The 19,763-nt window shown below is 40.0% G+C and carries 14 protein-coding genes; 11 read left to right on the plus strand and 3 right to left on the minus strand.

The genetic code is table 11. The annotated features are described in order from the left end of the window. From ACUR5C_RS01470 to metX, 10 genes are all read left to right on the plus strand, one after another. Window positions 1–696: an RDD family protein gene (locus ACUR5C_RS01470; protein WP_454466553.1), complete on the plus strand. Its 696-nt coding sequence runs from the start codon at window positions 1–3 to the stop codon at window positions 694–696. Then, on the plus strand, window positions 693–1,670 hold the full coding sequence (locus ACUR5C_RS01475; RefSeq protein WP_454466556.1) for a stage II sporulation protein M: 978 nt from the start codon (window positions 693–695) through the stop codon (window positions 1,668–1,670). The genes ACUR5C_RS01470 and ACUR5C_RS01475 overlap by 4 nt, the downstream gene beginning before the upstream one ends. Beyond that, window positions 1,670–3,337 carry a hypothetical protein gene (locus ACUR5C_RS01480; protein ID WP_454466558.1) on the plus strand — a complete coding sequence of 556 codons (1,668 nt, stop codon included), beginning with the start codon at window positions 1,670–1,672 and terminating at the stop codon, window positions 3,335–3,337. The genes ACUR5C_RS01475 and ACUR5C_RS01480 overlap by 1 nt, the downstream gene beginning before the upstream one ends. Continuing rightward, window positions 3,334–4,485 (plus strand): DUF4350 domain-containing protein, encoded by a 1,152-nt coding sequence (locus ACUR5C_RS01485; RefSeq protein ID WP_454466560.1) that lies wholly within the window; start codon window positions 3,334–3,336, stop codon window positions 4,483–4,485. The genes ACUR5C_RS01480 and ACUR5C_RS01485 overlap by 4 nt, the downstream gene beginning before the upstream one ends. Beyond that, window positions 4,485–5,486, plus strand: coding sequence for an AAA family ATPase (locus ACUR5C_RS01490; protein ID WP_454466561.1), 1,002 nt, complete (start codon window positions 4,485–4,487; stop codon window positions 5,484–5,486). Before ACUR5C_RS01485 ends, ACUR5C_RS01490 begins: the two co-directional genes overlap by 1 nt. Window positions 5,487–5,500: 14 nt before the next feature. After that, window positions 5,501–6,844 carry a DUF58 domain-containing protein gene (locus tag ACUR5C_RS01495; protein ID WP_454466563.1) on the plus strand — a complete coding sequence of 448 codons (1,344 nt, stop codon included), beginning with the start codon at window positions 5,501–5,503 and terminating at the stop codon, window positions 6,842–6,844. 71 nt (window positions 6,845–6,915) lie between these two features. Then, window positions 6,916–8,040: a hypothetical protein gene (locus tag ACUR5C_RS01500; RefSeq protein WP_454466564.1), complete on the plus strand. Its 1,125-nt coding sequence runs from the start codon at window positions 6,916–6,918 to the stop codon at window positions 8,038–8,040. Further along, complete coding sequence (locus ACUR5C_RS01505) at window positions 8,033–10,048, plus strand: DUF3857 domain-containing transglutaminase family protein (RefSeq protein WP_454466566.1); 2,016 nt, start codon at window positions 8,033–8,035, stop codon at window positions 10,046–10,048. The genes ACUR5C_RS01500 and ACUR5C_RS01505 overlap by 8 nt, the downstream gene beginning before the upstream one ends. Before the next feature lie 384 nt (window positions 10,049–10,432). Further along, window positions 10,433–11,800: a DegQ family serine endoprotease gene (locus ACUR5C_RS01510; protein WP_454466568.1), complete on the plus strand. Its 1,368-nt coding sequence runs from the start codon at window positions 10,433–10,435 to the stop codon at window positions 11,798–11,800. A gap of 256 nt (window positions 11,801–12,056) precedes the next feature. Beyond that, a complete protein-coding gene (gene metX, locus ACUR5C_RS01515) occupies window positions 12,057–13,154 on the plus strand; it encodes a homoserine O-acetyltransferase MetX (protein ID WP_454466570.1) in 1,098 nt (365 codons plus the stop codon). 22 nt (window positions 13,155–13,176) lie between these two features. Here the strand turns inward: metX and ACUR5C_RS01520 are convergent, their stop codons facing one another. The 3 genes from ACUR5C_RS01520 to gpmI form a co-directional block, all read right to left on the minus strand. Continuing rightward, entirely contained in the window at window positions 13,177–14,370 is a 1,194-nt protein-coding gene (locus ACUR5C_RS01520) for a class I SAM-dependent rRNA methyltransferase (RefSeq protein WP_454466572.1), read from the minus strand. Window positions 14,371–14,484: 114 nt separating this feature from the next. Beyond that, window positions 14,485–15,630: a murein hydrolase activator EnvC family protein gene (locus ACUR5C_RS01525; protein ID WP_454466574.1), complete on the minus strand. Its 1,146-nt coding sequence runs from the start codon at window positions 15,628–15,630 to the stop codon at window positions 14,485–14,487. Between the two features lie 93 nt (window positions 15,631–15,723). Then, window positions 15,724–17,238 (minus strand): 2,3-bisphosphoglycerate-independent phosphoglycerate mutase, encoded by a 1,515-nt coding sequence (gpmI, locus tag ACUR5C_RS01530; protein WP_454466576.1) that lies wholly within the window; start codon window positions 17,236–17,238, stop codon window positions 15,724–15,726. A 244-nt stretch (window positions 17,239–17,482) separates the two neighbouring features. Here gpmI and ACUR5C_RS01535 point away from each other — a divergent pair, with 244 nt between their 5' ends. Further along, complete coding sequence (locus ACUR5C_RS01535) at window positions 17,483–19,759, plus strand: serine/threonine-protein kinase (RefSeq protein ID WP_454466578.1); 2,277 nt, start codon at window positions 17,483–17,485, stop codon at window positions 19,757–19,759. Window positions 19,760–19,763 lie beyond the last annotated feature (4 nt).

Below are 19,763 nucleotides of genomic sequence, written 5' to 3' on the forward strand. Positions count from 1 at the left end.
ATGTTAGACACCACTAAACAAGTAGAAGTCCCCGAGGGCATTACTCTGTCATTACCAGTAGCCGGTGCGGTTTGTCGCTCCTTGGCTTTTCTGCTTGATCTGGTTATTCGCTGGAGTTTACTGTTCGTTATCATTTTAGTTTTTAGCTTTTTTGGAAAGTTTGGTGATGGTGTTCTCCTGTTAACCTTTTTCTTAGTTGAATGGTTTTATCCAGTTATTTTCGAAGTTTTTAATCATGGTCAAACAATTGGTAAAAAAGTTTTAAAGATTGTCGTAGTGAACGACGACGGTACGCCGATTGATTGGTCTTCTTCAATGGTAAGAAATTTATTACGCTTTGTAGACTTCCTGCCCTTTATGTATGCATTGGGCATATTGAGCATGTTGTTTAGTAAAGACTTTAAGCGCCTGGGTGATTTTGCTGCGGGCACTTTAGTCATACACCGCTTAGAGCACTCTAATTTAGTACAGCAAAATCAACTGAGTGCAAGAGCGCCTAAAATAGCGCTAACTTTGGAAGAACAAAGTGCCTTAATGGCATTTGCTGAGCGCAGTAATCAAATCTCTAGTCCGCGCCAAAATGAACTTGCCAGTATCTTAAGTGCTTGGCTTGACCGAGCTTTAATTAAATCCGGTAAGACAAGTGCAGCAAGCCAGCTCATGCAAATCGCAAAGTGGTTGCGAGGTAGCGGATGAGACAAGAAGAGTTTGAGCAACGCTATCAAACTTCGTGGAAAAAGTTTAAAGCGACCACCAGCCAGCTAAAGCAATTCAAAAAGAAAACCCCTGAACTGCTAGAAACGCTTAGTCATTTCGCCAGTGACTACCGCCAAATTTGTTATTGTTTAGCTCTGGCCAGACAGCGACATTATAGTACGCAGCTGATAACTGAACTTGAAGCCTTAGCTTTTTCTGGGCATCAATTACTGTATCAAAGGCGCATTGGATTTGCGGCAAAAATTTATCGTTTTATTTTATATGGTTTACCCGTCGCTGTTAGACAACAAGCTCAGTTTGTTTGGATAGCATCGGCTTTATTTTATTTACCTTGCTTTGTCGTATTTGGTTTAACTTTACTCTTTCCTGAACTTATCTATAGCATTGTAGATCAAGCGAGTGTCGCTAAAATTGAAAGCATGTACGATCCCGCACACGACAAACTTGGAAGAGAGCGCCAAGCCGATACGGACTTTATGATGTTTGGTCACTATATTAGAAATAATATAGGGATCGCCTTTCAAACTTTTGCAGGCGGGATGCTAGCGACTCTAGGAAGCCAGTTTTACTTAATTTTTAACGGTTTATTTTTTGGTGGCGTTACTGCGCATATAATTAATGTTGGATTCGAACAGCCATTTTTCTCTTTTGTCGCAGGTCATGCTTCTTATGAATTAACCGGTATTGTACTCGCTGGAGCGGCTGGGCTGAAAGTGGGTTGGGCTATCATTGCGCCAGGTAATTTTTCAAGAAAGCAAGCACTGGTGAATGCAGGAAAGGACGCGATTAAGCTTGTCTATGGTGCGATTATTTTACTTTTAGTTGCTGCATTTGTTGAAGCTTTCTGGTCGTCAAAAACTAATATAAGTTTAGCGATTAAATATTGGGTTGGCGCTGCTGGTTGGCTACTGATTATCGCTTACTTTAGTTTTCTTGGGCGAGGCAAGGCCTAATGAAGATTGATAAAATTACTGCCAAAGTTAGGCCGCGTAAATCTTGGGAAGCGATTGACCTTGGCGTAGCTTTAGTACAACAGCATGCGAAAGCGCTTTATTCAATTTGGTTGATAATCACTCTTCCGGCATTTCTTCTCTTGTGCTTACTTCAAGCTTATTATGGTTGGTATGCTCTGTTTTTATTTTGGTGGCTTAAGCCATTATGGGAACGGCCTATGCTACATTATCTTAGCCGACATTTGTTTGATGAACGTTTAACGGTGCTAGATTGTGTAAAGGCATTTTTCTCGCTGGCAAAAAAACAAGCATTCACGAGTTTAATTTGGCGTCGTTTAAGTCCTACGCGCAGTTTAGATTTGCCAGTCGTACAGTTAGAAAATTTAGCCGGAAGTAAGCGTAGTAGCAGGCTAAGAACAATTCATTCCATTGGCTCAAGTAGTGCAATGTGGATAACTTTATTTTTCTGTCATTTAGAAGCCATTATATTTGCTGCTTGTATGGCACTGCTTTTCTTATTAATTCCCGCGGTTTACTTAGAAAAAATTGACTTTTTATCGCTATTTATCGGTGACAATATCAGTTTAATTTATGTGATGGCATTTAATTTCTTAGTCTATCTTGGCATGACCCTAGTTGCACCTTTTTATACCGCTTGTGGGTTTAGTTTGTATCTTAATCATAGAACTTTATTAGAAGCTTGGGACATTGAATTAACCTTTAAACGCTTAATGAAGCGCTTGTCGACTAGTTCGCTGGCAGCTTCGCTACGTTTATTGAGCTTGCTGGCCTTAATTGGCATCAGCACTCTTCAGACACCTTTAGTGATTGCACAAGAACCACAGAGTGATCGTTCAACTCAGCTTAGCCAAGAGTCAGTTGCTGAAAAAAACAGTGACTTAAATACAGCTAGCAACTCAGTTAATAATGGGCATGTTAAAACAATCACTAAAGAATCTGTAACTAAAGCAATAAACCAAATAAAAAATGGTGAATCTTTTAAACAAACTAAAACGGTGAATTACTTAGAGTATTTAGGAGAATCTGACTCTGCTCGCGAAGACGATATAGCCACTGACTATTCTGGTTATGAATTGATTGGCAAGTTATTTTCAATGGTTGTTCGTTTTGGGTTGTGGTTTTTATTAGCGTTAGTCGTAATATTTTTGATTGTAAAATATCGCCATATTATTAGCGGTGTGCAGCCAAGCAAACAAAGCATAACTAAAAAGCCGAGTCGTTTGTTTGGGTTAGATGTGACACAAGCTAGCTTGCCTAGTCAGCACTGGTTAGTCGCTGAAGAATTAATTAACGCAGGCAATATTCGCTCCGCAGTCAGTTTGCTATACCGAGCGACGTTAGTATGGGTAATTGAAAATAAATCTATAACGATTAAGCCCAGCTTTACTGAATTAGAATGCTTGGCAGCGATTGCTAAACTCAAAAAAAATACAGTTGAAAATAGCGGAGAAGCATTAAGTATTGAGCTAAACCAATTCCAATTAATTACACAATTGACCTATGTTTGGCGTGAAACTGCTTACGCTCACAAAGATACACCTAAACAACAACTCATTGATATTTGTCATCTCTGGCCTAAGACATTTACAAAACCTGCAGTAACAAAGTCCGCTAGCACCTCATTAAACACGAGTGCTAGCTTATGATGAGTTTTAAAGTTTCAAAAGAATGCGGCTTACTTTGTCTATTGCTAATTTGCATTGGTCTCGCCTGTATTTGGTTTTTTAACTCTTTTACTATGGCGAGTAAACAAGTTGATCTTGGTTACTCACATGAGGCAAGGCAAGATGAGTTTTTAGCGGCAAAACAACTCATGGCTCAGTTTGGCTATAAAGTGCAAAGCAAAACAGACTTCTCCCTTTTTGAATCTGAACTTGATCATAAAGATAGTGTATTTATTGCTAGTTCTCGTGTTGGTATGTCAACAGCTCAGCGCAAAGCAATGCGCCGTTGGGTTGAAAATGGTGGCCGCTTAATATTACTTGCAACCGAGCCGTATGCAGCTGAAAAAAGGCAAACTAAAGACACCTTTTTAGACTCCTTAGGGGTAAGGCTATACCAAGATACCTCAACGACGAATACAACAGATGAGGAAGAAATTGTTAAGTATATAACTAATGCTGACATGGAAGGACCATTAGAGTTGCATTTTAATTCACATAGCTATTTAGTCGATAGCCAACATTTAGCAGATAAAATTAGCTCTAACGCATTCTCAGATTTAGTTATTGAATATTCACTCGGTTATGGAAAAGTTGTTGTGCTCAGTGAATTTTCTATTTGGAATAACAGCAAAATCACAGCACACGATCATGCTTTGTTTTTGCTAAGAATGCTGCAGCCTTGTGGTGATGTCTACGTGGTACATAAGCGAGAGCAAGCTTCATTGCTTAATCTATTATGGCAACACGCCACTATATTCGTTATAAGTTTTGTGATTGTTTTAGTGTTGGTGATTGTTTCTTTGGTTTGGCGAGAAGGCCGACCTAAAGCCAATACTCATTCAGTTCAACGAGAAATCACTTTGCATTTGCGCGCCGCCGGTGAGTTCATTTACCGATTAAACGCTGGCAATTTATTACTGAAGAAAATGCGCGAAAACTTAGAAAATAAATTAGCGCAGCGCTTAATTGGTTTTTCACAGTTTGATGAGAAAACTAAAATCATTAAACTGGCTGAGCTAACCGGTATTGAACATAAAAAAATTGAGAAAGTGTGGAATTGCAGTGACAACTCGCAAGACTCTTTTATCTCAACAGTAAGAATAATTCAATCAATAAGGAAGCACTTATAATGAATGACGAGCTAAATAATCCATCAATAGAAAGCAACAATACGCCTGAAGATAAAAACTTTAAGCTCATTCAAATGCTGCAACAAGCGATTAACGCGACCTTAATAGGACAAGAGACAATAGTAGAGCAAGCACTGACTTGCTTGATCGCTGGCGGCCATTTATTGATTGAAGGTGTACCCGGTTTAGGTAAAACATTGTTAGTACGAAGTATGGCTAAAACATTTCATGGTGAATTTTCCCGAATTCAATTTACTCCAGACTTAATGCCAAGCGATGTGACTGGGCATGCAATGTATGACGCCAAGTCTGAGGAGTTTGTTATTCGAAAAGGACCCGCCTTTACTAATTTACTGCTAGCGGATGAAATTAATCGTGCACCAGCAAAAACACAATCGGCATTATTAGAAGTAATGCAAGAAAGAAAAATTACCATAGAAGGAGAGTCGCTCTCATTAAGTGCACCTTTTATGGTATTAGCCACCCAAAATCCATTAGATCAAGAAGGTACCTACCCTTTGCCAGAAGCCGAATTAGATAGGTTCTTAATGAATATATTTATCGACTACCCTGAGCACAGCAGTGAAGTAGAGTTAGTAAAAAAAGTAACTACAGGGCAAATTGATGATTCTGCGTTAATGAAGAATTTAGAGGCAGTAACAACACCGCAAGATATTATCGCGCTACAAAATGCCGCAGCCTTCATTATTGTAGATGATCAGCTATTCGACTATGCAGTGCGTTTAGTTGCTGCGACAAGAGAGTGGCCAGGAATAGAAATGGGCGCAAGTCCAAGAGCATCAATTGCGATTATTCGTGCAGCTAGAGCACTTGCTCTAATTCGCGGTTGTAAGTTCGTTTCGCCAGATGAAGTAAAGTCAGTTGCGTTACCGGTGCTCCGCCACCGTATAGTGCTGACTGCTGAACTTGAAATTGAAGGGGTAAGCATCACTCAAGTTATAGCCGATGTTCTGGCGCAAATTGAAGCACCACGACACTAATGAGTAGTCTGTAAATGAAGTTAACGCGTATTGGAGTCTTATGGCTTATAGGCTGGATAGCGCTTGCCTTAATTGAGGTTGGAGTGAGGCTTTATTTGTTTGCGTCTGAAAAAGCGCCTAACAGTTTCGCGTTGGATTTCATTTGGTTAATTTATGCCGCAGTGTTAAGTGCGCTGTTTGCATGGGAAATATTAAGTTTAAAACAGCGTAAGAACTTCAAGTTACAACGAGAGCTTCCGCATACATTACCGGTAAACAGTTTTACTCAAGTTAATTTACATTTAACTAACCTTAATCTTTGTCCGGTAAAACTGATGCTCTACGAACATTATCCGGATAATGTAAGGCTTAAAAATATGCCTGTTAGTATCAACATTAATTCTAACGCAGAAGTTAACATTAATTATCAAATAAAAGTTGTTGAGCGCGGCGAGCTGACCATAGATATCACCGAACTGTGGATAGAGTCATTGTTCGGTTTATTAAGAAAGCGCCTGACACTGACACATCCAAGCCGAGCGAAAGTCTATCCTAATTATCGTTCAATTATGAATTACGTATTACTTGCTACGGAGCAAAAAACACGGCAAATAGGTATTAGACAACGTCAACGTCGAGGCGAAGGCATGGATTTTCACCAGCTTAGAGAGTATCGCATTGGCGATAGCTTGCGCCAAATAGACTGGCGAGCGACCTCGAGATTAAAAAAGATAATTTCAAAAGAGTACCAACAAGAAAGAGATCAGAATATTATTTTTCTTTTAGATAGTGGCCGACGTATGCGCGCTAAAGACGGTGACCTATCGCATTTTGACCAAGCTTTAAATGCGACATTATTAGTTGCTTCAATCGCGTTGAAGCAAGGTGATGCTGTTGGCCTAAATGTTTTTGGCGGGCAACAAATATTTGTCCCGCCTAGCAAAGGTCCCTCAGCCACTACCAAAATTTTAAATGCTGTTTACTCGGTGCACCCGAGCAATAATGCATCAGACTTTATCGGCGCCGCAAAGTCACTATGTGCTAGTTTTAAAAAGCGATCACTGGTTATAGTCATTTCAAATGTAAGAAAAGAAGATGATGAAGAGTACTCGTTAGCATTAAAAATATTAAGCAAACACCACCTTGTTATGTTAGCTAACTTACGCGAATCGGCGTTAGATCAAATACTAGATAAAGATATTAGTAATATAGAAGATGCAGTAACTTATGCTCAATCGTCATTGTATTTAGCAGAACGAGCAAACCTGCACAAGCGGCTTCTGCACCAGGGGACTACCTCTATAGACTGTGTACCTTCTCACCTTGCGGTGAATTTAGTTAACGAGTATTTTGATATTAAGCAAAGTGGCCGCTTATAAATGACTGATAGAGTTGCAATGTATTGTAGTTTGAACGGCTTAGAATAAATTGATTTAGGAAAGGATTAAAATTGAAAAGATTAAAAGATAGGGGCTTGTTAAAGTATCAGCAGCTATTAGCTTTAGTTGTATGCTTGTTACTTTCAGCCTGTAAAACGAGCAATGTTAAGCAGCAGGAGACCGTTAATAATATTCAACTCTGGACACCGGAAAGGGTTGCTCAAGCCAAAACAGATATTAACAATTTTGCTAACTCGCACCCCAAAAACAGCATATTAAAATATATGCTGGCTGTTAAACAGCTAGATAATATTCCAGAAGATAAAATATGCAGAAAGGAAAACATTCAAAGTTATTATGATTTATTTGCGCAGAATTCTTCATCCTTAATTGCACTGGCACTGTTGATTGCTTGTGAAGAAAGTGAATATGGAACCAAAGTTTTAGTTAATCGATATGGCTCGCTAATTAAAGCAATGCTTAGTGAGAATAATGGCAGAGATAAAGCCAATGCGGTTAATATTCGAGAAGCGACAGAAATTGAATTGATTTTATCAACTGCTGGATACGATATTCTTGACCAAGAGCTTATTATTGAGCAAGACAAATTTCTATATCGTGTTCACGCAGTCGATCTAGATTCAGGCGAGTTTGAATATCACTACTATAATAACTTTCCCATACTAAAAAGACTTTTTAGTTATCTTGAACTAAGCGACAAACAGATTACCTCGCTTATGTTGAATAATTTATCGAAATCAAAGGAAGCCAGCTTTATTAATTTACTGACAAGCGAGTTAATGCGAGAGAGAGACTTTAACCAATTGATAGAAACTGCTTCAAAACTCGACAACTTGCCTCCAATCTCTAAAATAAACTTAAGCAGGGCTTATCTTTATTTAGAAAAACATCATGAATTGGAGCCGCATGTCGACTGGTTGGTCGCCCAGCATGAACGTGGCAATATCAATGCCTCTGTTTTACTTGCCGAAATTATTTCTACACTTGACACTAGTAGCGAATATCAAGCAAAGATCGATTTGATTTTGTCTCAGGTAGATAAGCGGACTCAATATGGAAATGGTGCGAAACAACTTAAGTTAAATATACAGAAAGCTAATCAACAAGTTAATGCGGTGACGCAGTTGCAAAGTGGAAAGCAAAATAATCAAGATGGAGTATTAAGCGGTGAATAAATATTTGTTTCAGTTAGTAGTGGTTGTATTCACATGTTTACATTTAAACATTCATGCAGCTTCAGTAAAGCAAGACGGTTTTGAATACCATATAGAGCCGATTGCCGATTGGATTGTAAGTCAGCCTTTGCCACCTGCAAAACTTAAAAAAGATTTAGGTGCGAGCTGGTTGCTAAGTGATACTCAAGTTCTAATGATAAAAGATCAATATGCAAGATTTTATCATTATGGTGTTAAAGTTAACCTAGAAAGCGGCCTAAAAGATGCGTCTGAAACCGGTATATATTTTCAGCCAGACTTTCAACAATTAAAGATTAACTTTGTAAGAAGACATCGTCACGGCGAAGTTTTAGAAATGACCAAAGCGGTTGATATTCGTTTATTACAACGAGAAGAGGGTATATCTCAAGGAATTTATGACGGCGGTGTTACTGCAAGACTGCTTATTCCCGATGTACAGGTTGGCGATACTATTGAATATGCTTATACCATAGAAGGCAATAATCCAATTTTTAAAGGTCAGTACTTTACGGGGTTTCCACTTAATTGGTCGGTAAATGTAGATAAAGTATTTGTTCAGCTAACCACCGATAAAGCGCTAAATTATAAAGTCTATAACGCTGATGATAAAAACCTCCAACATAGCCAACAAGGTAATAGACATTTTTATCACTGGAGTGCTAGCAATGTAAGTGCTGTATACGATGAAGGCGAGTATCCTGGTTGGTATGATCCTTATATGTCGGTCAGGTTTAGTGAACACGATAGTTGGTCTGGCGTAGTGGATTGGGCAACCGAGTTTTATCAGATAAGCACAATTAAAAACACTAAGCTGCTTAAGCTGGCTGCAAAGTGGGCCAAGCAGAGTAAAACGAAACAAGCTTACGTAGAAAAAGTTGTGCGTTATGCTCAAAATAACATTCGCTATTTTGGCATAGAGATTGGTCAAAATAGTCACCGACCGTATAGTCCAGACGAAGTCTTTGAAAGAAAATATGGTGACTGTAAAGACAAGACGATGTTTATAAATACGTTGTTATCAATGCAAGGGATAGAAGCCTATCCTGCTTTGGTTTCAAGTCGATCGACTAAGGCGATCCAAAAGCTCATTCCGCAGCCTGGTGCTTTTGACCATGTTATCTCTACGTTTTTCTTGAACGGAAAGCAATATTGGGTAGACGGAACACGAAGCTTTCAGTTTGGTGATATTGAAAATATTGGGATAAGTGATTTTCAGTATGCATTGTTGGTTAAACCAGGCACAAATTCATTAAGCACAATTAATACGCCAGTTAAAACGAATGAGATTATATTAAGCGAAGTTTATCAAGCTGACTCTTTTAACGGCCCAGCCCAATTAACCGCGACATTTGAATATGCTTATGCGCAAGCAGAAAATACGCGTAGCTTTTTAAAGTCTGAAGGTATTAAACACTTCAGTAAAAGCTACATGAATTTTTACGCCAAGCAGTTTCCCAGCATACAATTATTGGGTAATGCAAAAATTGTCGATGACGAAAAGCATAACCGAGTCACTGTGAAGTTGAACTTTGAAATTGCCAATTACTGGACCCAAAACCAAGCGCAATACGAACTTCCACTATATGGTGATTTAATTGCTGAGTATATTGCTAAACCATCGGTTAGTAATCGCAAGATGCCGCTTTACAACCCTTATCCAATAAAGTTGAAACATGATATTTTAATCAATTATCCTAACGAAACTAACTGGAACTTAAATGAGCTCTTGTTAGACATTGGCTCGCCTCAATTACATTATAAGCGCGAAATAATACCTAAAGCCGATAGCATAAGAGTCACTCATGAGTTCGAAACTTTAAGTGATCATATTGATGTTGCAAGTGTGACTGACTACTTAGAAAAAACTAACTCAATTAGAGAAGCGATTTACTATTCGGTGGGTATTGATAACCGTGAATTCCAACAAGAAAATACCCAAGATCTTAAAACATTAGTAAAGCGCTTGTTAAAGCAAGGGCGAAACTAGCTAAAATAAGCGGCCATTAAAATGGCCGCTTTAAGACCCAACCATTTAAAGTGAAAACCATCCATGCGACGTATATATCGGCTTTTGTTTATTTTATTTATTATTATGGTGATTCTCACTGGTTATCTTTTATACCATAGTGAGCAATTCTCTGGCCTAGAAAGCAACCCGCAGTCACAATCTGAAACAACACCGAATTGAACCATTTGTTTGTTTTGAGTCTAATAATTTCAAGAATTGACCCTTGAAATTCATGTTTTTGGCCCTAAATTAGCTTTTGAAAAACTTGATAGAGCTTAAATGCTGAATTTCTCGTGCTTAACCGCATAGGATCAGTTTATTTTACTGATTGAGAAACTAACTAAACTTTTCAGGAGATCGCTAGTGAATAGACTTAGTCGGCTGTTTTTTGGGGTGTTACTTGTCACCCAAATAGGAGGGGTGAGTGCCTCACTTCCACAAGTAGACCCAGATGGAAAGCCACTTCCATCTTTATCTAATATGTTAAAAAAAGTTAACCCTGCGGTTGTGAATATAGCCACTTTTTCCGAGAAACAATACACCAATAATCCACTATTGAATGACCCATTTTTTCGCCGATTTTTTAACATTCCAGAGCAGCAAGAACCTACTGACCGTCCACCAGAAAAGCAAATGCGAGGTGCTGGTTCTGGTGTTATTGTTGATGCTAAAAAAGGGATTGTGATTACTAACTACCATGTTATTAAAGGTGCCGATGAAGTTAGAGTTTCGTTAATTGACGGCCGTCATTATACCGCCGAGGTGCTGGGAAATGATCCTGAACTTGATATTGCTATTCTTAAAATAGACGCCGAAAACTTAGCCGCGGTTAATCTGGGCGATTCGGAAATTCTTGAAGTCGGTGACTTTGTTGTGGCAATAGGTAATCCGTTTGGTTTAGGACAAACTGTCACTACCGGTATAGTTAGCGCATTGGGACGAACCGGACTGGGTATTGAAGGCTATGAAAATTTTATTCAAACAGACGCGTCGATTAACCCGGGCAATTCCGGCGGTGCTTTGGTCAACTTACGTGGCGAGCTAATTGGTATTAACACCGCTATTATTGCGCCTTCTGGTGGTAATGTGGGGATTGGTTTTGCTATACCCATGGACATGGTTAAGTCCAGCATGGATCAAATCATTGAAACTGGTGAGGTGAAGCGTGGCCAACTTGGCATAGGTATTCAAGAAATAACCGTTGATTTACAAATTGCCTTTGGTTTAAAAAATGGACAGCAAGGTGTTTTAGTTACCCATGTTGAAGAAGACTCACCGGCCGATGATGCAGGGCTAAAAGCTGACGATATTATTATTGCGGTTGATGGCGAAAAGACAACCTCTGGAGGCAAGTTGCGTAGCCAAATTGGTAAGCGCAAAATTGGCGATAAAATAAAAGTTACTTTTATTCGTTCCGGCAAAACTCGTACAGAAAGCATAAAAATTGGCGAGCCCAGTGGTCTAAATGCTAATAATGGTGAGCTGCATCCATTGTTGCGCGGCGTAACTTTTGAGCAAAGCAAAGATGCTGATGGAGTGGTTATCGCGAACATGGAGCGCAACTCTTACGCAGCCTATAGCGGTTTGCGCCCAGGTGATTTAATTGTAGGAGTTAATAAGCGAAGAGTTAAGTCGTTAGCTGAATTTTCAAAAGCGTTGCAATTAGATTCAGACAAGATTCTTCTTCGTGTTGTTCGAGGCAGAGCCGCTTTTTACTTAGTTATTCAGTAGCGGCTAGTTAATAAAATTATTTTTGGTTATGTTGTAATGCGGCCCTTCTCTTTTGAGAAGGGCTTTTTATTAGTTAAAATGCTTTAATGATAAATAATCACAACGAGTAATATTGGTCTAAAAAGTGGCTTTTGTTATATAGTTTCGCGAAAGTGTTGAGATTGAGTTATTATTTAACGGCTTTTTTCACTCGTTGAACAAGGTTCCGCATGCTACTTTATCTGTTGAATAACTGTTACCCATTGAGTAAATTTTTATGAGTCAAACCATTAGCACCAACCCTGATGGAAGTTTTACTTACTACGCTCATACGCCTTTTGGTTTAGAGTCTGGAGAAGTGTTAGCTGAATTACAGCTTACTTACGAAACATGGGGAGAACTAAACGCTGACAAGTCTAACGTAGTGCTAATTCATCATGCACTGTCAGTGGGAGCGCACGTTGCAAGCTCATCTAAAAACCCAACAGAGGGCTGGTGGCAAGACATGGTTGGGCCTGGTAAGGCGATTGATAGTAATAATTACTATGTTGTTTGTATTAATAACTTAGGGAGTTGTTTCGGCTCTAGTGGCCCCACCAGCATCAACCCAGAAACTGGCACTGCTTATAACGCAAGTTTCCCATCAGTTTCAATTGGTGACATGGTCAACTCACAAAAGCAGCTACTTGATTATTTAGGCATTAATCTACTCAATGCGATCATCGGTAACTCTATGGGGGCAATGTTATCGCTTACTTGGGCAATTGAATATCCGCAATCACTGCAACGCTTAATGTTGAGTTGTTCTTCTTACAAAGCTTATCCTGCTAATATTGCCAATAGAAATATTCAGCAGTCTGCGATTAGAATTGATCCCGCATGGAATAATGGTAATTATCAATCTAACAGCGACTTAAATGGATTTAAGCTTGCCAGAAAATTAGGGCTTTATACTTATCGAAACTCGGCAGAATGGAATCGGCGTTTTAATAGCCACCGGGATAAGTCTGCGGAAGATGGCGAAATTACTAAATATATGGACTATAACGCAGAAAAGTTTGTGAAAACTTTTGATGCAAACAGTTACCTGAGTATTACTACTGCGATGGATAACTATGATGTCACACAAAACTACCCTACTCATAGTGATGCATTTGCGCGGATTAGTTGTAAAGTGTTAGTAGTCTCTGAAAAGTTCGATATTTTATTCACTCCACAACAACAGCAAGAGCTCTACGAAGGCTTAGTAGAAGCCGGGGTTGACTGTCATTATATAAGCCACCATTCGCAATACGGACATGATGCTTTTTTAGTAGAAACTGAAAAATTTGGGCAATATATTCGCGGGCTATTAGCCGACGAATATTTTACTTAGTAACCCTAGCGCCAAGCCAGAATTAAGCAGACAAAACTCGACTAATAAACCCTTTTATATAGCGTGTTTCTGGTATTGCCGGATGCACTGGATGATCTTGACCTTGGTGGCACTGCTCTATAATTTGCAGAGTCTTGTCTAAATGTCGGCTACCAGCGCGCAAGCTATCTTCAAGTTCCTGCTCTTTTAAGTGCATTGAACACGAAGCTGAAAGTAAAATACCATCTTTATTTAATAAGCGAATTGCTGCTTCATTAACTTTTCTATAGGCTTTTAAGCCGGGTTTGTGATCCTTCTTTTTCTTAATAAATGCAGGAGGGTCGACCACGATAACATCAAATTTTTCGCCTTGATTTTTAAGTTCAGTCATTGCGTCAAACGCATCACCTTGAACGCAAGTAATTTTATCGGCAATGTTATTAAGTTGTGCATTTTGTTCTAATTCATCCAGTGCTTTAGCCGAAATATCGATACACCATGCTTCTTGTGCGCCAGCATTAGCCATTTGGATACCAAACGCACCAATATAGCTAAAAACATCTAACACTCTTTTGCCTTGTACGTATTGGGAAATTTGACGGCGCGAAATTCTGTGATCAAAAAACCACCCTGTTTTTTGTCCACTGTGAGGATGAATGATAAATTGAGTGTTATTTTCTTCAATTTGTAAAGCTTCTGGGGTAGTTCCAAATGCTTGTTCAACTTCATTGGTTAAACTTTCAATTTTGCGAGAGTTACAATCGTTGCGTAATAAAATTGACTCTGGCTTAAAGGTTTTGCGTAGTGCATCAATGATAGCTGCTTTCTGATATTCCATACCAGCGGTGGTTATTTGCACCACTAAATGTTGATCAAAGCGATCGACAATTAATCCCGGCAAACCATCGCTCTCTCCGTAAATAGCGCGATAAAAGGGTTTATCGAAAACTCTTTCTCGTAACGATAATGCAATATTAAATTTATGCACAAAAAAAGATTTATCAATAGGACGCTTTATGTCTCTACTAATAAGACGCCCGCATAATAAGTTGTTTGGATTAATATACCCAATACCTAAGGCTTTGCCTGTAGCAGCCTCAATAATAACCGGCTCGCCAACATTAAATGACTTTAATGGAGTCGCTTTGGTATCTATTTCATTACTATAAACCCATAAATGGCCATTTTTAATGCGCTTTTCTTCGTTTTTACGGAGTTTTAAAGTAGGGTAATTCATAGTGACTGTCGCTTTTGGCTGTGGCTTATTTAAGTGTTGCTATTTTAGCAGAAGCCCGCATTTGCAGCGAGTATTGTTGTTGCGCTAAGCCAGGTTAAAGTGCGCGAGTTAAAATTAACGCACCCAGCGTTTGGGGTTAACTGGCTTGCCTTGGTAGCGCATTTCAAAATATAAACTTGAGCGAGGCTGTCCTCCGCTTTGGCCTACAGTTGCGATTGATTCACCGGCTTCGACCCAGTCGCCCACTTGTTTATATAATGCTTGGTTGTATCCGTATAGGCTCATATAGCCCTTTCCATGGTCAACAATAATCAACAGCCCAAACCCGCGCAGCCAATCAGCATAAACGACTCTTCCATAGTGAATCGCATTAACTGGGTTGCCCTCGTTAGCGCCAATTAAAATACCATTACTGGTTAACCCTTCGGGCAGGCGAGCACCATAATTACGTAGTGTTTTTCCTCTGGTAGGCCACTTTAGTTTACCTTTTAGGTTTTTTAGGCCATCTAAAGGCTGACTAAAATCAATGCTTTCAATGGCTTGTTGTACCGACTCGACTAACTGTTGGAGCTCTTCGGCGTTGATCTGCATTTCAGTTAGTTTTTCGGTTTTTGTTTTTATATCTTTGGCTAAATCCGCAATCAATTGTTTACGCTTTTCTTTTAGCTTTTTTAGTCGAGCAGTCTCTGCTTCTTTAGAGGCCTTTAAAACTTTGAGATCTTGAATCTCTGACTGAATGGCAGCATCAATATTTTCTAACTTGAGTAAGGTTTCTTGCAGTCGCTTTACTTTTTCGGTACGCGCTTTATTCATGTAGTCATAATAAATAAGCATTCGTCCAAGCTCTGCGGGATCTTGCTGGTTAAGCAGCATTTTTAGGTACTCTTGCTTACCATTCATAAAAGCGGAGCGCATTTGCGCAGCGAGCGCTTTCTTTTGGCGAAGCTTGCTTGCATCTAAATCTTTTTGTTGGCTACGCAGCTTTCTAAGTTCTGCTTCTTTGCTGATGAGCTGGCGATTGGTCGCACCTAAAATTTTAGTCGCGGTAGCAATTTGTTTTTCAGAATTTTGAAGGTTGGTAATGGCTTGGCTTTGTTGTTTTTGTTTGGATTTTAGGTTTTTTTGAAGTGCTGATATTTCTTTTTTTAATTGCGACAGTGCTTGCTGGGCTTGTTTTTTCTCAAGATCGTTTTCGCCCCAGCTAGGAGCTGAGGCAAAACCCAAAACTAACACTAATATTAATTGCCACTTAAACTTCAAACGTCACCTTTTAATTTTTTTATGCTTTTCGCTTTTATTATTTGATTGAGCATTATTTTCACTTTGCAGTATGGCTTATAGCAAATCGAGCGATTAGTTTTTTATGTCCATCAATGGTGTTCCTGTCATTTCTTTGGGTATAGGAAGACCAGCAGCCGCTAACAGTGTTGGAGCAACATCTGACAATACACCATTTTGCTTAGTTGCAGTTGCGTCTCTGCCCACATAAATGAAAGGAACTAAAAAGTTAGTATGCGCCGTATGGGCTTGTCCAGTGGCGGGATCTTGCATTTTTTCAGCGTTACCGTGATCGGCGGTAATAAAAGCTTCGCCGCCATTGGCTTGAAGCGACTCAATAATTCGTCCTAAACAAACATCTAAGCAACTAATTGCTTTAACGGTAGCCTCAAAATTTCCAGTATGTCCCACCATATCGGGGTTTGCAAAATTACAAATAATAAAGTCATATTGGTTTGACTCAATTGCCGCGACAAATTTATCGGTGAGCAGCGGTGCGTTCATTTCTGGTTGGAGATCGTAGGTGGCTACTTGAGGGCTTGGTATTAACTCTCTATCTTCACCTTTAAATGGTGTTTCAACGCCGCCGTTAAAAAAGAAAGTTACGTGTGCATATTTTTCAGTCTCCGCGATGCGCAGCTGGGTTTTTCCTAAGTCTTGCAAGTGCTCGCCAAGAACTTTAGGTAGTTTTAAAGGCTCGTAAGCACTCGGCGCGTCGATATCGGCCGCATATTGAGTCAGCATGACAAAGTTAACCTGTAATGGCTCGCGTTGAAATCCAGTAAACTCTTTTTCGACAAATGCGCGAGTTATTTCGCGCGCTCTGTCTGCGCGATAGTTCATAAATAAAACGCAATCACCGTCTTCAATTGTAACCCCTTGGCCAATAACCGTTGGGCTAACAAACTCGTCATTCTCATCGCGCTTATAAGCGTCTTGTAGTGCTTGAGTTGCAGTTTCCGCGGTATGTTTTGATTGTCCTGTGGTCATTACGTTATAGGCTGCTTCAACTCTTTCCCAGCGTTGATCTCTATCCATTGCGTAGTAACGCCCGCAAAGAGTAGCGAAGCGACCAACATTAAGCGCTTCTATTTGCTCTATGTATTGAGCGGCACTTCTTGGAGGCGTGTCACGACCATCTAAAAAACCGTGGAGGTAAATCTGCTGAGCGCCTCTGTCTTTGGCTAAAGTTAGTGCAGCCTTTATATGGCCGATGTGACTATGAACACCGCCGTCTGACAAAAGCCCCATAATATGTACGGCTTTGTTGGCTTTAACGGCCTGGTCTATTGCAGACAGAATAATCTTATTTTGTTGAAACTCGCCGTCTTGGATTGCTTTGGTAATGCGGGTAAAGTCTTGATAGACGACTCGACCCGCTCCTAAATTTAAGTGACCCACTTCAGAGTTACCCATTTGCTCATCGGGTAAGCCAACATCGAGTCCAGAGCCTGAAATCAAAGTTTTAGGATAGTCATTCCAAAGGCGGTCAAAAACCGGCGTATGGGCCGCCATAATGGCGTTAGATTCGGGAGACTCACTGTGTCCCCAGCCGTCCATAATGATAAGGGCAATAGGTCTTTTCTGCATGATACTTAAACTATGATTGAATTCGAATAAATTGCGCTCGATTATACACGAATTCCTTAACTTGTGATTTATTGCTACACTCGGAATGACTGAAATACTTAAAATTTATCATTACGATAGGGTATGCCACTTTTTATTGCTGGTATAACATAACAATAATAACGTGTAATAAGGCCTTGCGAGCTATCAAGCTTTACGGTTGCGAATAGATTAAACGCGTCATTCTTTTGGGTAAATTGCATATATGAAGCAAAAGCTGCTCCCTTTTTATCAAACTGGTTGGTTTTTTCTGTTACTTAGCGGGTGGCTTGGATTTGGCCTGCTAATGTCGACAGGGCAGTTTCATGCGCTTGAAAAACTGAACCGAGAAGTACTTTCTGCGGTTATGCCAAGTGCAGCGCCTGTCTCAGATGGCTCGGTAGAGCTAGTCACAAGCAGCTATGACGAAACTGCACTCAATCAATTAGAAGCGCTGCTTTTAGAATACCCTGAAATGGTTGTAGTATTAGTGGGTCAACCGAGTTACGAATGGCTTTCGCGCTTAAAGTTAAAGCTCGCCATGCAGCCTAACTTATCATTGATAGTGGCCACAGAAAATATTGCCAGCGCAAAATTACAGCTAGCCACACCCAGCAAGCCTAACTATTGGCAAGCTCTGCTTGGCCAGCGGTTTAGCGCCCCCCAACCGGTTCAGTGGGAAGGTCACTCGGCACTGGTTTATGCCCCCAATAGCGGTAACTCATTTGGCTTAACCAGTTTATGGCGACATCAAGATGGTTATTTTTTAAGTGCTTTTGGCCAAATGGTTGCTAGCTTACACGCAAACATAGATGACCAAGCTTTGGCATTTGATAACCAATTGGAAGTTGAGCTCTATACCGCTAAGCAGCAATGGTCGCTTGGGTTTTTAGGTAAAGCCTTTATTGCTGGAGAGCCTGTGACATTAAAACCGCTGGGACAACTAAGCAACCAAAACCTAGCCGCAAAGCTTTTAGTTGTGGCACAAGGCAGCAAAGTTCAATCAATTTTAGATGGCCAGCTATTGGCTAATATGGGGCTGCAAGTCATGCAGCAAAAACTGCATACGCAAAACAGCCTTGCTTGGGCGGGGCAATGGATATTTTTAATTACCGCGTTAACGGTCATGTGGTTACTCAAAAAAACTAAAGTTTGGGTGCAACTAACGGCGCTAATAGCGGTAACAATCGTTGGAATCGGCGGCCAGTATATTGCATTTAGTCAGTTGCAGTGGGTTAGTGTTTTACCTGGCTTGTTGCTCATCTATTTCTCCTGGGCGTTATTTGTGGGTTACCGGTTTGAGTTTTATAAAGTTAATCTGCTCAATCAAACCCATAATAAATTATTGGCAGACATTGTCGCCGACTACTATAAAAATCAGCAGTTTGAAAAGCTTCAACCATTTTTAGAAAACGCAGTGATTGATCAAGCATTGGTTAACAAGCTATTTGATGTTGCGATTGAAGCACAAGCCAATAATCATTTGGCCATTAGTAAAAAGTTATTAAGGTGGATTGTTCACTCTCCGGTTAAGCACCCGGCAAGCGTGCAAAAATTAGCCGAACTAGAAAGTGCTGTTGAACAGGAAAATTTAGACGCCACTATGGTAATCGAGCCAGGTAGTAGCACCCCTTCGCAAGCCAATATGCAAGCATTTATGCCAACCCATTTTGGGCGATACCAAGTAGAAGGGGTATTAGGTAAAGGCGCAATGGGAATTGTGTATCAGGGAGTTGATCCTAAAATAAATCGCCATGTTGCCATTAAAACTTTACAGCTAAATTTAGACTCAAGTGAAGCTGACTTGGCTAGCACAAAAGCGCGCTTTTTTCGTGAAGCAGAAACAGCGGGCAACTTAAGCCATGCGAATATAGTGACTATTTATGATGTAGGAGAGGAGGCAGAGTTAGGTTATATTGCGATGGACTTACTCACAGGTGCGCCTTTATCTGAGTTTATTAAGCCTGAATTTCGTTTGCCAGCACCCTTAGTTTATCAGTTAATGATACAAATGACCGACGCCTTAGAGTATGCCCACCGTCAACAAGTCGTACATAGAGATATTAAACCAGGCAATATTATTTACGACGACGAAGTTCATAAGGCGACTTTAACTGATTTTGGAATTGCCTATGTCTCTGACAATAGTAAAACCCGCACTGGAACTATTATTGGGAGCCCTTACTATATGTCTCCCGAACAAGTTTTGGGACAGAAAGTTGATGGGCGCAGTGATATTTTTAGTTTAGGTGTAACTTTTTATCAGCTGCTCAGTGGACATTTACCCTTTAATGGCGAGTCAATTGCCAGTGTGGCTTATCACATTACAAAAACTAAACAGCAATCTGTGAGACATTGGGATAGCAAGTTGCCAACTAGCGCGGCCCGAATTACTAATAAAGCATTACAAAAAGATAAGTCTAAGCGCTACCAAACCGCCGAAGAATTTAAACTAGCCTTAGTTAACGCACTAAAACGAGACTACAAAAAATCAATAATTTAAGTAG

The sequence above is a fragment of the Aliikangiella aequoris genome (genome assembly GCF_053709105.1).

What these genes read in the sequence shown, in the direction of transcription:
- ACUR5C_RS01470 (WP_454466553.1), top strand. Translation starts at nt 1, where the DNA reads ATGTTAGACACCACTAAACAAGTAGAAGTCCCCGAGGGCATTACTCTG.
- ACUR5C_RS01475 (WP_454466556.1), top strand. Translation starts at nt 693, where the DNA reads ATGAGACAAGAAGAGTTTGAGCAACGCTATCAAACTTCGTGGAAAAAG.
- ACUR5C_RS01480 (WP_454466558.1), top strand. Translation starts at nt 1,670, where the DNA reads ATGAAGATTGATAAAATTACTGCCAAAGTTAGGCCGCGTAAATCTTGG.
- ACUR5C_RS01485 (WP_454466560.1), top strand. Translation starts at nt 3,334, where the DNA reads ATGATGAGTTTTAAAGTTTCAAAAGAATGCGGCTTACTTTGTCTATTG.
- ACUR5C_RS01490 (WP_454466561.1), top strand. Translation starts at nt 4,485, where the DNA reads ATGAATGACGAGCTAAATAATCCATCAATAGAAAGCAACAATACGCCT.
- ACUR5C_RS01495 (WP_454466563.1), top strand. Translation starts at nt 5,501, where the DNA reads ATGAAGTTAACGCGTATTGGAGTCTTATGGCTTATAGGCTGGATAGCG.
- metX (WP_454466570.1), top strand. Translation starts at nt 12,057, where the DNA reads ATGAGTCAAACCATTAGCACCAACCCTGATGGAAGTTTTACTTACTAC.
- ACUR5C_RS01520 (WP_454466572.1), bottom strand. Translation starts at nt 14,370, where the DNA reads ATGAATTACCCTACTTTAAAACTCCGTAAAAACGAAGAAAAGCGCATT.
- gpmI (WP_454466576.1), bottom strand. Translation starts at nt 17,238, where the DNA reads ATGCAGAAAAGACCTATTGCCCTTATCATTATGGACGGCTGGGGACAC.
- ACUR5C_RS01535 (WP_454466578.1), top strand. Translation starts at nt 17,483, where the DNA reads ATGAAGCAAAAGCTGCTCCCTTTTTATCAAACTGGTTGGTTTTTTCTG.